9 protein-coding genes are annotated in these 14,572 nt (G+C 63.3%); 2 read left to right on the top strand and 7 right to left on the bottom strand.

Going from position 1 to position 14,572, the window contains the following annotated elements; genetic code table 11:
• The first annotated feature begins 2 nt into the window (after positions 1 to 2).
• A complete protein-coding gene (locus L6D64_RS11345; RefSeq protein WP_176508124.1) occupies positions 3 to 776 on the top strand; it encodes a ParA family protein in 774 nt (257 codons plus the stop codon).
• Here L6D64_RS11345 and trxC read toward each other — a convergent pair.
• The 7 genes from trxC to betI all read right to left on the bottom strand — a co-directional run bounded on the left by trxC (position 773) and on the right by betI (position 12,019).
• The gene (trxC, locus tag L6D64_RS11340) at positions 773 to 1,207 is read right to left on the bottom strand and encodes a thioredoxin TrxC (RefSeq protein ID WP_176508125.1); all 435 of its coding nucleotides are present in this window, start codon (positions 1,205 to 1,207) and stop codon (positions 773 to 775) included. The two genes, L6D64_RS11345 and trxC, sit on opposite strands and share 4 nt — an antisense overlap.
• Before the next feature lie 15 nt (positions 1,208 to 1,222).
• The gene (selO, locus tag L6D64_RS11335) at positions 1,223 to 2,683 is read right to left on the bottom strand and encodes a protein adenylyltransferase SelO (RefSeq protein WP_176508126.1); all 1,461 of its coding nucleotides are present in this window, start codon (positions 2,681 to 2,683) and stop codon (positions 1,223 to 1,225) included.
• Between the two features lie 45 nt (positions 2,684 to 2,728).
• Positions 2,729 to 6,037, bottom strand: a complete 3,309-nt coding sequence (gene mscK / locus L6D64_RS11330) for a mechanosensitive channel MscK (RefSeq protein WP_176508127.1) — start codon at positions 6,035 to 6,037, stop codon at positions 2,729 to 2,731.
• 35 nt (positions 6,038 to 6,072) lie between these two features.
• On the bottom strand, positions 6,073 to 7,815 hold the full coding sequence (locus L6D64_RS11325; RefSeq protein ID WP_176508128.1) for a potassium/proton antiporter: 1,743 nt from the start codon (positions 7,813 to 7,815) through the stop codon (positions 6,073 to 6,075).
• A gap of 263 nt (positions 7,816 to 8,078) precedes the next feature.
• Positions 8,079 to 9,776: a choline dehydrogenase gene (gene betA / locus L6D64_RS11320; protein ID WP_176508129.1), complete on the bottom strand. Its 1,698-nt coding sequence runs from the start codon at positions 9,774 to 9,776 to the stop codon at positions 8,079 to 8,081.
• A 76-nt stretch (positions 9,777 to 9,852) separates the two neighbouring features.
• A complete protein-coding gene (gene betB / locus L6D64_RS11315) occupies positions 9,853 to 11,325 on the bottom strand; it encodes a betaine-aldehyde dehydrogenase (RefSeq protein WP_176508130.1) in 1,473 nt (490 codons plus the stop codon).
• Positions 11,326 to 11,362: 37 nt separating this feature from the next.
• Positions 11,363 to 12,019: a transcriptional regulator BetI gene (gene betI / locus L6D64_RS11310; protein WP_176508131.1), complete on the bottom strand. Its 657-nt coding sequence runs from the start codon at positions 12,017 to 12,019 to the stop codon at positions 11,363 to 11,365.
• A gap of 533 nt (positions 12,020 to 12,552) precedes the next feature.
• On the opposite strand from betI, the gene L6D64_RS11305 reads away from it, so the two are divergent.
• Positions 12,553 to 14,499 (top strand): BCCT family transporter, encoded by a 1,947-nt coding sequence (locus tag L6D64_RS11305; protein ID WP_236192416.1) that lies wholly within the window; start codon positions 12,553 to 12,555, stop codon positions 14,497 to 14,499.
• The last annotated feature ends 73 nt before the right edge of the window (positions 14,500 to 14,572 follow it).

The following is a 14,572-nucleotide window of genomic DNA, read 5'->3' as shown; positions in this document are numbered from 1 at the left end:
TCATGCGGCGCGTGGTGTTCAATCAGAAAGGTGGCGTGGGCAAGTCGAGCATCGCTTGCAACCTGGCGGCTGTGAGTGCCAGCGAAGGTTATCGGACCTTGCTGATCGACCTGGATGCCCAAGCCAACTCGACCCAGTACCTGACCGGCTTGACTGGCGACGAGATCCCCATGGGCATTGCCGATTTCTTCAAGCAGAGCTTGTCCAGCGGACCGTTCAGCAAGAAGAACAAGGTCGACATCTACGAGACCCCGTTCGACAACCTGCATGTGGTCACCGCCACAGGTGAGCTGGCCGAACTGCAACCCAAGCTGGAAGCCAAGCACAAGATCAACAAGCTGCGTAAGTTGCTCGACGAGCTGGACGAGGACTACGAGCGGATCTACATCGATACACCACCCGCGCTCAATTTCTATGCGGTTTCCGCATTGATTGCTGCTGATCGTGTACTGATTCCCTTCGATTGCGACAGCTTTTCGCGTCAGGCGCTGTATGGCCTGCTGGCCGAAATCGAGGAACTCAAGGACGACCACAACGAAGACCTGGTGGTCGAAGGCATCGTGGTCAACCAGTTCCAGTCCCGCGCCAGCCTGCCGCAGCAGATGCTTGACGAGCTGCTGGCCGAAGGGCTGCCGGTGCTACCGGTGTACCTGGGCAGCTCGGTGAAGATGCGCGAGTCGCACCACGCCAGCCTGCCGCTGATTCACCTGGAGCCACGGCACAAGCTGACGCAACAGTTTGTCGAGTTGCACTCGCTGCTCGAAGAGAATGCTTAAACCCCCTGGCTACGCAACCACTCCAGCAACGACTGCAGCGGAAACGCCCCGGCCTGGCGGCTGATTTCGCGGCCGTTCCTGAACAGGATCAGGCTGGGAATCGAGCGGATGCCCAATTGCCCAGCCAGGTTGCGATTGGCTTCGCTGTCGAGCTTGGCCAGGCGGCAGCGGCCGCTGAGTTGGCGGGCAGCCTGTTCGAAGGTCGGGGCAAAGGACTTGCAGGGGCCGCACCAGTCGGCCCAGACGTCGATCAGCAACGGCAGGTCGCCCTTGATCTGGCTGGTGTAGTTGGCTTCGCTGAGTTCGAAAGGCTGGCTCAGCAGCACATCCTGTTTGCAGCGGCCGCATTTCGGCGCGTCACCCAGGCGCGCCGCCGGCAGGCGGTTGAGGCCGTTGCAGTGGGGGCAGGGGATTACCAATGGGTCGGGCATGTTGGCTCCTTGAGATTATGAAGAGCAGCTGATTTCCAGGTGCTTGCCCCACTCAGGCGGGCGCTCGGCATAGGCCTGCATGCCGGCCTGCTCCTCGAACGGTTTGCTCAGCACCCGATGCAGGCGGCGCACTTCACTGTAATCCCCCGCTTCGGCCGCTTCGATGGCGTTCTGCGCCAGGTAGTTGCGCAGCACGTACAGTGGGTTCACAGCATGCATCCGCTCACGACGGCCTTCGGCATTGCCCGCCTCGCGCTCGCAGCGGGCCAGGTAGTCCGCGCCCCAGGCATCGAACCCGGCAAGGTCGATGAAATCATCGCGCACGCGCTTCAGCGCTTCGGCCACGGGCTGGTCACCCAATTTGCGGAAGAACTGGTTGTAGTCCACGCCGCCGCTCTGCATGCGCTGCAGCAGGTGCTCGACCAACGCCATGTCGTCGTCTTCGGCGGTGGTCAGGCCCAGGCGCCGACGCATCAGGTCGAGGTAGTGTGCCTGATACAGCGGCAGGAACAGGCCCAGCGCTTCCTTCAGCGGCTCCACCTCGATTACCGTGGTCAGGGCCTGGGCCAGGGCGCTGAGGTTCCAATGGGCGATCGGCACCTGGTTGGCATAGCTGTAGCGGCCACGGTCGTCGGAGTGGTTGCAGATGAAGTTGGCGTCGAAATCGTCGAGGAAGGCGTAAGGACCGAAATCGAAGGTGATACCGAGGATCGACATGTTGTCGGTGTTCATCACCCCGTGGCAGAAGCCGTAGGCTTGCCAGCGGGCGATCAGCTCGGCGTTGCGCTCGACGATGGTGCGGAACATGGCCAGGTAAGGCTGCTCGGCATCGCGGCATTCGCTGTAGTGCTGCTCCAGCACGTGGTCGAGCAGCACACGTTGCTGTTCCGGTTGCTTGGTGTAGTAGAAGTACTCGAAATGCCCGAAACGCACATGGCTCTGCGCCAGGCGAGTGAGCATTGCCGCGTTCTCGCGGGTTTCGCGCCACACCGGGGTGCTTGAGCCGATCACGCACAGTGCCCGGCTGGTGGGGATGCCCAGCGCGTGCAGGGCCTCTGAAGCGAGGAACTCGCGGATTGACGAGCGTAGCACGGCGCGGCCGTCGCCCATGCGTGAATAGGGGGTCTGGCCGGCGCCCTTGAGGTGCAGGTCCCAGTGCTCGCCCTGGTCATTCAGCACTTCGGCCAGCAGCAGGCCGCGGCCGTCGCCAAGGCGCGGGTTGTAGGAACCGAACTGGTGGCCGGAATAGACCATCGCCCGCGGGTCGGCCTCTTGCCACAGCTTGTGACCGCTGAAAAGCTCGGCAAACAACGGCAGATCGGCCTGGTCCGGGGCAAGGTCGAGCAGGCTCATGGCCGCCTCGCTCGCCACCACCAGGCGCGGCTCGGCGATCGGCTCGGGCAGGACCTGGGTGGAGAACGCATCGCCCAGGCGGGCGAAGCGGTTGTCGAAGGTGAGTTGGTCGAGGGCTTTCACGGGCTGCTCCTGGGATTCAGCACAGAATAAAGCATTCGAGCCCACTCAGGCCGGTGCAGTGCCATCCGGTTTAGGTTGCTCCGTCGGGATCAGCTGCTGCTTGCCGCCTTTCGGGTCCATCAGGAACACCTCGACCTGGCGTACCGAGATCTTGATGTTGTGGGCCTTGAACTCGCGGTTGATGTAGCGGTTGATCTCGTCCAGCGTCGGGTTGCGGTCACCGAGGTCACGTACGTGCATGCGCAGTTCGTGGTCCAGCGAGCTCTCGCCGAAGTTCAGGAAGTACACGATCGGTTCCGGGTCCTTGAGCACGCGCGGGTTCTCGTGGGCACCCTTGAGCAGCAGGTCGCGTACCAGGTCGAGGTCAGAACCGTAGTCGATCCCCAGCTTCAGCGTCACCCGCGTGACCGTGTCGGTCAGCGACCAGTTGATCAGCTGGCCGGTGATGAAGGTCTTGTTGGGGACGATGATGTCCTTGCGGTCGAAGTCGGTGATGGTGGTGGCGCGGATGCGGATCTTGCTCACGGTGCCGGACAGGTTGCCGATGGTGATGGTGTCGCCGATCCGCACGGGGCGCTCGAACAGGATCATGATGCCGGAGATGAAGTTGGCGAAGATCTCCTGCATGCCGAAGCCCAGGCCCACCGACAGCGCTGCTACCAGCCACTGCAGCTTGTCCCAGCTCACCCCGAGGGTCGACAGGGTACTGACGATGCCGACACCGACGATGGTGTACGACAGCAGCGTGGTGGTGGCGTAGGCGCTGCCCTGGGCCAGGTTCAGGCGCGACAGCACCAGCACTTCCAGCAGGCCCGGCAAGTTGCCCGCCAGGGCGAAGGTGATGCCGACGATCACCAGCGCTCCGAGCAGGTCGCCGAGGCTGATCGGCACCATGCTGGCGGCGGCCCCGGTACCGCTGGTGTACTCGTACAGGACGAAATTGTTGAGGTAGGCAAATACCGAGATCAGGTCCGACCAGACCCAGTACAGGCCAGCGATGAAACCGCCGAGCAGGGCCAGGCGGATCAGGCGCAGCGACTGCTGGTTGACCTGTTCGATGTCCAGGGTCGGCTCTTCGGTGATGACTTCGCCATCCAGCCCTTCCTTGGCAGCCTGGCGCTTGCTCAGCGCGCGCTGGTAGGCCAGGCGCCGCGCAGCGACTGACAGGCCACGGACAAAGGCGGCCTCGATGACCAGCCAGAACAGCAGCAGGTAAAGGGTATAGATCAGCCGGTCGGTCAGTTTCAGTGCGGTGTAGTAGTAGCCGAAGCACACGGCCACGAACAGCGCGATCGGCAGTGCGGTGAAGGCCACCCCGACAGCCCTGCGGAACAGCGACGTGTCGCGGTGCGCCGGGCTGCTCAGCAGCAGACGGCTGAGCAGCCAGGCCATCAGTGCGTAGCAGGTCAGTACCACGCCGATGCCGAGCACGTCGTCGGCCAGGGCCGAAGGCTGGTGCTCGGCGACCGCCACCACGCCGACCAGCGCCAGCACCACGGTGCCCAACCGGCGTACCCAGCCGCGCAGGAATTCGACCTGCGGCTTGTGCCAGCGGAAGTGGACTTCCGCCACGCCGCCCGGCGCGAGGATGCGGTAGGCGGTGTAGAACACCAACCAGGCCTGGGCCAGTTGCCACAGCGCCGCGCCGAGGTTGGCGTTCTGCCCGCGGGCGTCGATCTGCAGGGCATAGCTGCACAGCGCCAGGCCCAGGCTCACCGGCATCGCCAGGAGGATGTTGATCAGGATGGCCTGGGGGGTGTGCCACTGGCTGTCACGGCGGAAGTGGCCGATGTCCTGATGCACCTTGACCAGCCGTTGGTAGAGGTACTTGCGCCGCCACAGCAGGGCGCCGATCGCCAGCAGCAGCGGCAGGAACAGCAGCGGCCGCTGGCTCAGGCCGTCGGCCAGTTCCTTGATGCCCGAACCCCAGGGCAGGCTGGCAACCTGTTCAGGGAAGCGTTCCGGCACCAGGCGCAGCCAGTCCCAGTCCAGCGGCTTGTTGCTGGGGATCCAGAACATCTGTTCGTCGAGGGTGTTGCGCAGACCCTGAGCGGTGCCCAGCAGCTGCTTCTGGTTGAGCTGCAGGGTGATCGATTCGTTGAGCAGTGCCGACAGCTCGCGGTTCAGGCGTTCGAGCAGGTCGCTGCGGGTGATCGCCACTTCCAGCAGGGCCTTGCGCAGTTGCGGCGTGACGTCTTCCTGCGGCTGGCTGGCCAGCAGCTTGTCGACGTAGGTCACCGGGTTGCTCATCTGCTCGCGCTGCTGGTTGATCTCGAACTGGTAGAGGCGGATATCGGCGATCTGGTCGGCCAGGTCGCGGTCGAGCTTCAGGTGCGGCAGTGCTTGCTTCTGCTTGTAGAGGATCTTCGACAGCAGCAGGCTGCCCTTGAGCACGTTGATCTGCTCATCCAGTGCCTGGTCGGCCTGGGTCAGGCTGTCGAGCTGCTGCTTGGTGCGCAGGTTCTGTTGGGTCAGCTCGTTGAGGCGGTCGGTGCTTTTCAGCAGATAGTCGGAGAGCTTCAGGTTGGCCGCGCTCTCGGTGGCCAGCAGGCTGCTGCCGCCGGCCTTCTGCGCTTCGATCGACTGCTGGGTAACGGCTTCCTGGGACTGGGCCAGGCGTTTCTCGTTGATCAGCGTCTGCAGGTCCTGGATTTCCTGCTCCAGACGCGCGGCGCGTTCGATCAGCAGGTCATGACGGGCGTTGCCGAGGTCTTGCAGCAGGCCGTTACCGGCCAGCTCCTGGCGGCGTAGCAGGGTCAGCGCGTTGAGCGAGGCCAGTTCGGCATTGAGCTGGTTGCGCTGGTCGGCGTTGATCGGTTTGCCGCCGTCCTTGCCGCTCTTGAGGCTGCTGTTGATCTGCTGGGTGCGGGTCTGGTTGTTGCTGATCTCGGCCTGGGCCCGTTCGGGGCGGGTCTGCGAGTTGATGATCAGGCTGTTGGCTTCGGACAGCGCCTTCTGCAAATCACCCTGCTGGGTGTTGCGTTCGCTGAGCATCTGCTCGAGCTGTGGCACGCTCAGGCTGGCATAGCGCTGGGCCACCGGCTGGGGCTTGCTTTGCTTGAGCTTGGCCAGTTCTTTCTGGCTTTCGCTGGTTTCCTTGGGGGCGCTGGCCAACTGCTGCTTGAGCGCGGCAAGCTTCTTCTCGCTGTCTTCTTTGCTGTTGAGCAGGTTCAAGGTCTGCTCGAGCACCTGCTGCAGGGCCTTCTGGTCGGCCTCGGGCAGCTTGCGCTCGGCGATCTTGTCGAGGCTGTTCTGGATGCTGGCGGTGGTCGGGGCTTCTGCCGCGTTGACCGCGAAAGAAATGGACAGGCACAACCCCAGCAGGGCTGTGCGAAGGTACACGCGCAGGGACATAGGCAGACTACTTGTGGATCAGGCAGAAACGGAGTTTAGAGGAACAATCCTGGTCCGGGTCGCGTTCCTTCGGGGAATCTGACGCCGACTTTCTGGATCTTGTTCCCGTCCATGGTCGCCACGGTCCAGATCGTGCCGTGCCATTCGACCTGGTCGCCTACTACTGGAGCGCCTCCGACCTTCTGTCGGATGAACTGCGCCAGCGGCATTTTCGCGTCCAGGCCGTCCAGTTTGAGGCCATAAAGTGCGGCCACCGCGCCCAGTTCGGCATCGCCTTCGAGCACGAAGTCGCCAAAGAAACGCAGGTCCAGACCGCGCTGCGGTGCCTGGCTGAACAGCTTGCCCAGCGCCGGGAGGTTATGTTCGTGGCCGATCACGCAGAGCATGTCGCCTACCTCCAGTACCGTACTGCCGGACGGGTGCAGCAGTTGTTCGCCCCGGAACAGCGCGGCGATACGCGTGCCTTCGGGCATCCTGAGCTCGCGCAGGGCGGCGCCGATGCACCATTTTTCCGCACCCAGGCGGTAGACGAACAGCTCCCACTCGCTGGTGATGTGCACTTCCAGGGCCGAGCGGGAAATCGGCGCCGGGTCTGGCGGTACGGTGACCTTCAGCAGCTTGGCCATCCACGGCAGGCTGGTGCCTTGCACCAGCAGCGACACCAGCACGATGAAGAACGCCAGGTTGAAGAACAGCTGGGCGTCAGGCAGGCCGGCCATCAGCGGGAATACTGCCAGAATGATCGGCACCGCGCCGCGCAGGCCAACCCAGGAAATGAAGCCTTTCTCACGACCATGGAAGGCCTTGAACGGCAGCAGGCTGGCCACTACCGACAGAGGGCGCGCCACCAGGATCATCCACAACGCCAGGCCCAGCGCCGGCAGGGCGATCGGTAGCAGGTCGTGGGGCGTGACCAGCAGCCCCAGCACCAGGAACATGCCGATCTGGGCCAGCCAGGCCATGCCGTCGAGCATGTGCAGGATGCCGTGGCGGCTGCGGATCGGCTTGTTGCCCAGCACCAGGCCGCACAGGTATACGGCAAGGAAGCCGCTGCCGTGCAGGGCATTGGTCAGCGAGAACACCACCAGGCCGCCGGCGACCACCAGGATCGGGTACAGGCCGCCGGCCAGGTTGATACGGTTCACCAACTGCAGCATCAGCCAGCCGCCACCCAGGCCAAGCAGGCCGCCGATACCGAACTCGCGCAGCAAGTGGCCCAGCAGGCTCCAGTGCAAGCCAGTCTGGCCGCTGGCGATCATGTCGATCAGGGTGACGGTGAGGAACACCGCCATCGGGTCGTTGCTGCCCGATTCGATTTCCAGGGTGGCGGTAACCCGCTCGTTCAGGCCTTTGCCGCCGAGCAGCGAAAACACCGCGGCGGCGTCGGTGGAGCCGACGATGGCGCCGATCAGCAGGCCCTGGATCAGGCTGAGGTTGAACAGCCAGGCAGCTACCATGCCGGTCAGCGCAGTGGTGATCATCACGCCGACGGTGGCCAGGGACAGCGCCGGCCACAATGCCACGCGAAAGCTCGCTACCCGCGTGCGCAGGCCACCGTCAAGGAGGATCACGGCCAATGCCAGGTTGCCCACCAGGTAGGCGGTCGGGTAGTTGTTGAAGATGATGCCGCCACCATCGACTCCGGCGACCATGCCGACGGCGAGAATGATGACCAGAATGGGGATGCCCAGGCGCGATGACAGCGAGCTGACCAGGATGCTTGCGCCCACCAGCAATGCGCCGATCAAGAACAGGCTGTTGATGGTGCTTGCATCCAAAGGCAGGTACTCCGGGATATCGCGGGAAGGGGGCTTGGCTCCTTGACTTGGCAAGTCGCGTGCCAACTGATTCTAACCTGATGAATTGGCAGGCTGTAAAGCGTTTCTGCAGATGTGCAAAAGGCACCTCTGAGGGTGCCTTTTGTGGTGTTGCCGATGCGGGCCCGTTCGCGGGTGAATCCGCTCCTGCAGGGGTTCGCAAGGGCCAAGGGCGATGCGCTACCTGTGGGAGCGGCTTTAGCCGCGAAGGGGGCAGGGCAGGCTTACGCCTGCTTCACCTCACGCATTGGCTTGCCTTTGACCGGTGCACCGTTGGCCACGTAGTACTTGGCGGTGCTGCGCGGCAGCGGCTTGCGGTTGCGAATCTTGTCCGAAATTTTCTCGGCGATCATGATCGTGGTGGCATTGAGGTTGCCGGTGATGATGATCGGCATGATCGACGCATCGACCACACGCAGGCCCTTCATGCCGTGCACGCGACCTTCGCCGTCGACCACGGCCATCTCGTCGGTGCCCATCTTGCACGAGCAGGACGGATGGAAGGCGGTTTCGGCGTGTTCGCGGATGAACTTGTCCAGCTCTTCATCCGTCTGCACGTGCTCGCCCGGGCTGATCTCTCGACCGCGGTACGGGTCCAGCGCCGGCTGGGCCATGATTTCGCGGGTCAGGCGGATGCCGTCACGGAACTCCTGCCAGTCCTGCTCGGTGGCCATGTAGTTGAACAGGATGCTCGGGTGCTGGCGCGGGTCCTTCGACTTGACCTGGATGCGGCCACGGCTTGGCGAGCGCATCGAGCCCATGTGTGCCTGGAACCCGTGCTCTTTCACGCCATTGGAGCCGTTGTAGTTAATCGCGACCGGCAGGAAGTGGTACTGGATGTTCGGCCATTCGAATTCCGGACGGGTGCGGATGAAACCACCCGCCTCGAACTGGTTGCTGGCGCCGATACCGGTACCCTTGAACATCCACTCGGCGCCGATGGCCGGCTGGTTCCACCACAGCAGCGACGGGTACAGCGACACCGGCTGGGTGCAAGCGTACTGCAGGTACAGCTCAAGGTGGTCCTGCAGGTTTTCGCCGACGCCTGGCAGGTCGTGTACCACCGGGATGTCGAGGCTTTCCAGCAGGGCGCGCGGGCCAACGCCGGAACGCTGCAGCAGCTGCGGCGAAGCAATGGCGCCGGAGCTTACAATCACTTCCTTGCGGGCGCGGGCTTCGACGCGCTCTTCGCTGTCGCCGACCAGGTAAGTCACGCCAATGGCGCGCTTGCCGTCGAACAGTACGCGGTCAGTCAGGGCGTGAGTGACGATGGTCAGGTTCGGGCGCTTCTTGGCCTGGTCCAGGTAGCCACGGGCGGTGCTGGAACGGCGGCCCTGCTTGGTGACGGTGCGGTCCATCGGACCGAAGCCTTCCTGCTGGTAGCCGTTGAGGTCTTCGGTGCGCGGGTAGCCGGCTTGCACGCCGGCTTCGACCATGGCGTGGAACAGCGGGTTGTTACCGGCCTTTGGCGTGGTCACGCTGACCGGGCCTTCGCCGCCGTGGTAGTCGTTCGGGCCGATGTCGCGGGTTTCGGCTTTGCGGAAGTACGGCAAGCAGTCGAGGTAGGTCCAGTCTTCCAGGCCTGGCAGTTTCGCCCAGCCGTCGAAGTCCATGGCGTTGCCACGGATGTAGCACATGCCGTTGATCAACGACGAGCCACCCAGGCCCTTGCCACGGCCACACTCCATGCGGCGGCCGTTCATGTGCGGCTCCGGGTCGGTCTCGTAGGCCCAGTTGTAGCGACGGCCCTGCAGCGGGAAGGCCAGGGCGGCCGGCATCTGGGTGCGGAAGTCGAAGCGGTAGTCGGGGCCACCGGCTTCCAGCAGCAGTACGGTGACGCCGGCGTCTTCGGTCAGGCGAGTCGCCAGGGTGTTACCGGCGGAGCCTGCTCCGACGATGATGTAATCGAATTCTTGGGACATGAAAGTACCCTCGTGTTGGCGGTGATCAGGGAGCGGAAACGCCCGCGCGGTGGCACGGGCGTGGCGGGACAGGGCCTTAGAAGACCGAGTTGTAGCCGCCCAGCTCGACCTGGACCGACTTGATGCGCGTGTATTGAGCCAGCGAGCTGACGCCGTTCTCACGGCCGACGCCCGACTGCTTGTAGCCGCCAACCGGCATTTCGGCTGGCGATTCGCCCCAGGCATTGATCCAGCAGATACCGGCTTCCAGCTGGTGGATGATGCGGTGGGCACGGGAGATGTCGTTGGTGCAGACACCGGCGGCCAGGCCGTAGTCGGTGTCGTTGGCGCGGCGGATGACTTCTTCTTCGGTTTCGTAGGTGAGGATGCTCATCACCGGGCCGAAGATCTCTTCCTTGACGATGGTCATGTCGTCGGTGCAGTCGGTGAACACGGTCGGGGCCACGAAGGCGCCTTTGGCGAAATCACCGGCAGTCAGACGCTCGCCGCCGCACAGCACGCGGGCACCTTCTTCTTTACCTTTGGCGATGTAGCCGAGCACGCTTTCCATGTGCTGGAAGCTGACCAGCGGGCCGAAGTTGGTGTTCTCGTCTTCCGGGTTGCCAACGCGGATGCGGGCAACGCGCTCGGCGATCTTGGCTTCGAAGGCTGCTTTCATGGCCGCCGGGATGAACACGCGGGTGCCGTTGGTGCAGACCTGACCGGAGCTGTAGAAGTTGGCCATCATGGCGATGTCGGCGGCCTTGTCCAGGTCGGCGTCGGCGCAGATGATCAGTGGCGACTTGCCGCCCAGTTCCATGGTGACTTCCTTGAGCGACGAGCTCGAGGCGCTGGCCATGACCTTTTTGCCGGTGGTGGTGCCGCCGGTGAAGGAGACTTTCTCGATGCGTGGGTGCTCGGTCAGCCAGGTGCCGACTTCGCGGCCGCTGCCGGTCAGGACGTTGAACACGCCATTCGGCAGGCCGGCTTCGGTGTAGATCTCGGCCAGTTTCAGGGTGGTCAGCGAAGTGACTTCCGACGGCTTGAAGATCATCGCGTTGCCAGCGGCCAGGGCCGGGGCGGATTTCCACAGGGCGATCTGGATCGGGTAGTTCCACGCGCCGATACCGACGGTTACGCCCAGCGGCTCGCGGCGGGTGTAGACGAAGGACGATTCGCGCAGGGGGATCTGCTCGCCTTCGATGGCCGGTACCAGGCCAGCGTAGTACTCCAGCACGTCGGCGCCGGTGACGATGTCGACATAGCGGGTTTCCGAGTACGACTTGCCGGTGTCCAGGGTTTCCAGCATGGCCAGTTCATCGTTGCGCTCGCGCAGGATGTCGACGGCGCGGCGCAGGATGCGCGAACGCTGCATGGCGGTCATCGCGGCCCAGACCTTCTGGCCGCGCTCGGCGCTTTCCACAGCCTTCTCGACGTCGGCCTGGGTGGCACGTTGCACGTGGGCGAGGACTTCGCCGGTAGCCGGGTTGATGGCCTCGAAGGTGGCATCGCTGCCAGCGTCGACGTAAGCGCCATCAATGTAGAGTTTTTGCGTTCCGAAACGGGCCATAGTGTCCTCGCAAGTGCAGTGTGTGGTTGGCTGCGCGTCACGCTCCTGCCGGGTGGGCAAGGGCCGTGCGCGCTTGATCAGCGGCCTGGTCGTCTGTGTCCAGGGTGTGCTGTTTAGCCAGTTGTAGATCCATGTATTCGTATGCAATCCGTATCGCCTGGTCGGTGTCGAATGCATCTCCCGACAGGGCACCACGCAGCCACAGGCCGTCGATCAGGGCTGCCAGGCCGCGGGCTGCCTTGCGCGCATGGTAGAGCGGCAGGGCGCGGCGGAACTGGCAGCACAGGTTGGAATACAGGCGGTGATCGTTGATCCGCTGCAACCTGTGCAAATCGGGCTGGTGCATGCTGGAAGCCCAGAAGGCCAACCAGGTTTTCATTGCCGGGCCGTTCACCTGGCTGGCATCGAAGTTGCCCTCGATGATCACTTTCAGGTGGGCGCGCGGGCTGTCGTCCGTCAGTGCCTGGCGACGTGCTCTAACGCCTTCGTTGAGCATGTTCATGATGTAACCCATCGTCGCTGCGATCAGGCCGTTCTTGTCCCGAAAGTAGTGACTGATGATGCCGTTCGACACTCCGGCCAAACGGGCAATCAGCGCAATGCTGGCGTCACCCAGTCCGACCTGATCGACCGCCTGCAATGTGGCTTCGATCAACTGCTGGCGGCGGATGGGTTGCATACCGACCTTGGGCATCTTGCTATCTCCTCAGGCCTGCGAGCAGACGACAGGCGGCTGACTCGGCGAAGGCCAGTCTATTTTGTTTTGATTGAACGTTCAATCAATAAAGAATAAGCTCTGCGACAATTTGTGCCATTGACAGTCTTTCAGGCGGTCGAGAAGGCACGGATTGACACCCCAGGAAATCGCGTAACCCCCGGAATACAAGGCGTTGACGGGCATGAGCGAGGCGAGATGCAGATTCTGCCGTACGGTCACTGGCCTGCGACAGGCCCTTGGAGCGGGCGGGGTGATCTGTGACGAATGCGCGCACCCCGGTGGAGGGCGTGGCATTTGCAGCAGGCCACCTGTCTGTTTTTTGCAACGTATCGATTCGGGATCGCGGTTTCCAGGGTGCTTTTATAACACCTGATGCAGTGGCGGAATTCCACCAATTGCTCGGGAAAAGACTGATTAGCCTCCAAAGCCGTACTGCCCGGAGCATTCGTGCAATGAGTTCTGCCTCACTTACCAAGCCCCCCGCCGAGAGGGTCCGGGTCAACCGCGTGGTGTTCTTCACCTCCGCGCTGATGATCCTCGTTCTGACTGCCTTGTTGATCGCTGTACCTGAAACTGCCGGCCAGGTGCTGGGCGTAGCCCAGAAATGGCTGACGCGTACCTTCGGCTGGTACTACATGCTGGTGATCGGCGGTTACCTGCTGTTCGTCGTCTACCTGGCCTTCTCCGACTACGGCAAGCTCAAGCTTGGCGGCAAGGACGACCAGCCTGACTTCAGCTACGGCGCCTGGGCCGGCATGCTGTTCTCCTCTGGTATCGGCATTTCGCTGCTGTACTTCGGCGCGTCCGAGCCGCTGGACCACTATTTCAATCCGCCAGAAGGCACCTCTGCCAGCCTCGAAGCCGCGCGCCAGGGCCTGCAGCTGACCTTCCTGCACTGGGGCCTGCATGGCTGGGCGATCTACGCCCTGGTCGGCCTGGCCGTGGGTTACTTCGCCTACCGCCACAATCAGCCGTTGGCTCTGCGCTCGGCGCTTTACCCGCTGGTGGGTGAGCGCTGGGTCAAAGGCGCTGCGGGCAATGCCGTGGACATCTTCGGCATGTTCGTCACCCTGCTGGGCCTGGTGACCAACTTAGGGATAGGTTCGATGCAGGTGTCCTCCGGCCTGGAATACCTGTTCGGCATGGACCACAGCAAGACCAACCTGCTGGTGGTGATTCTGGTCATGGCCGGCGTGGCCACCGTGGCGGCGGTATCGGGTGTGGAGAACGGCATTCGTCGCCTGTCCAACCTGAACATCATGCTGTTCAGCGGCCTGCTGATCTTCGTCCTGCTGGGCGGCGAAACCTTGCACCTGCTCAACGGCTTCGTGCAGAACATCGGCGACTACCTCAACGGTATCGTGCTCAAGACCTTCGACCTCTATGTATACGAAGGCGAAGCCGGCAAGTCCGAGCGCTGGCTGGGCCTGTGGACCGTGTTCTACTGGGCCTGGTGGATCTCCTGGGGGCCGTTCGTCGGCATGTTCATTGCCCGTATCTCCAAGGGCCGCACCGTGCGCCAGCTGGTCAGCGGCGTGCTGCTGATCCCGCTGGGCTTCACCCTGGCCTGGCTGTCGATCTTCGGCAATACCGCGCTGGACCTGGTGATCAACCAGGGCGCGGTTGAGCTGGGCAAGACCGCGCTTGAACAGCCGTCGATGTCGATCTACCAGCTGCTGGAATACTTCCCGGCGGCCAAGATCGTGATCGGTGTGGCGGTATTCGTTGGCTTCGTGCTGTTCCTCACCCCGGCCGACTCCGGCGCGGTGATGATGGCCAACCTGTCGTGCAAAGGCGGCAAGGTCGACGAAGACGCCCCGCACTGGATGGTGGTGTTCTGGTCGGTGGTCATCACCCTGGTTACCATCGGCCTGCTGTTCGCCGGTAACTTCGAAGCCATGCAGACCATGGTGGTGCTGGCCGGCCTGCCGTTCTCGGTAGTGCTGGTGCTGTTCATGTTCGGCCTGTACAAGGCCATGAAGCAGGACGTGGCCGTCGAGCAGGAGCGTGCCGAGCTGGCCGCCCGTGGTCGCCGCGGCTTCTCCGAGCGTCTGACCCAGCTGGAACTGCAGCCGACCCAGGCCGTGGTACAGCGGTTCATGGACAAGCACGTCAGCCCGGCGCTGAAAGAAGCCGCCGCGCAGTTGCAGACCCTGGGCTTCGAAGTGGAAACCCGTGTTGGCCAGTCGCGCAACATGATGGGCCTGCGGGTGATGATGGACGAGGGCAACCCGTTCGTTTACGAAGTGAGCCTGGACGGCTACATGGCCGCGCCGAGCGAGGCGCCGGTGGAAGGCGAGCCGGAAGTGCGCCAGCGCTTCTACCGTGCCGAGGTGTATCTGCACGATGGTAGCCAGGAGTACGACCTGATGGGCTTCGCGCCGGAGCAGATCGTGCGGGATGTGCTGGATCAGTTCGAAAGCCACCGGCAGCTGTTGGGGCGTGTCTACAGCTGATAGCGTTGCGCTGAACTGAAGGCCTTGCTCCGCGGAGCAGGGCCTTTTTTGTGCCCGAGCATCATGTCGCTGG

Source organism: Pseudomonas urethralis, from assembly GCF_021602465.1.
In the GTDB taxonomy this organism is placed as follows: Bacteria; Pseudomonadota; Gammaproteobacteria; order Pseudomonadales; family Pseudomonadaceae; genus Aquipseudomonas; species Aquipseudomonas vlassakiae.
The sequence above is the reverse complement of the archived record's forward strand: the minus strand, read 5'-3'. Positions and strand labels throughout refer to the sequence as shown.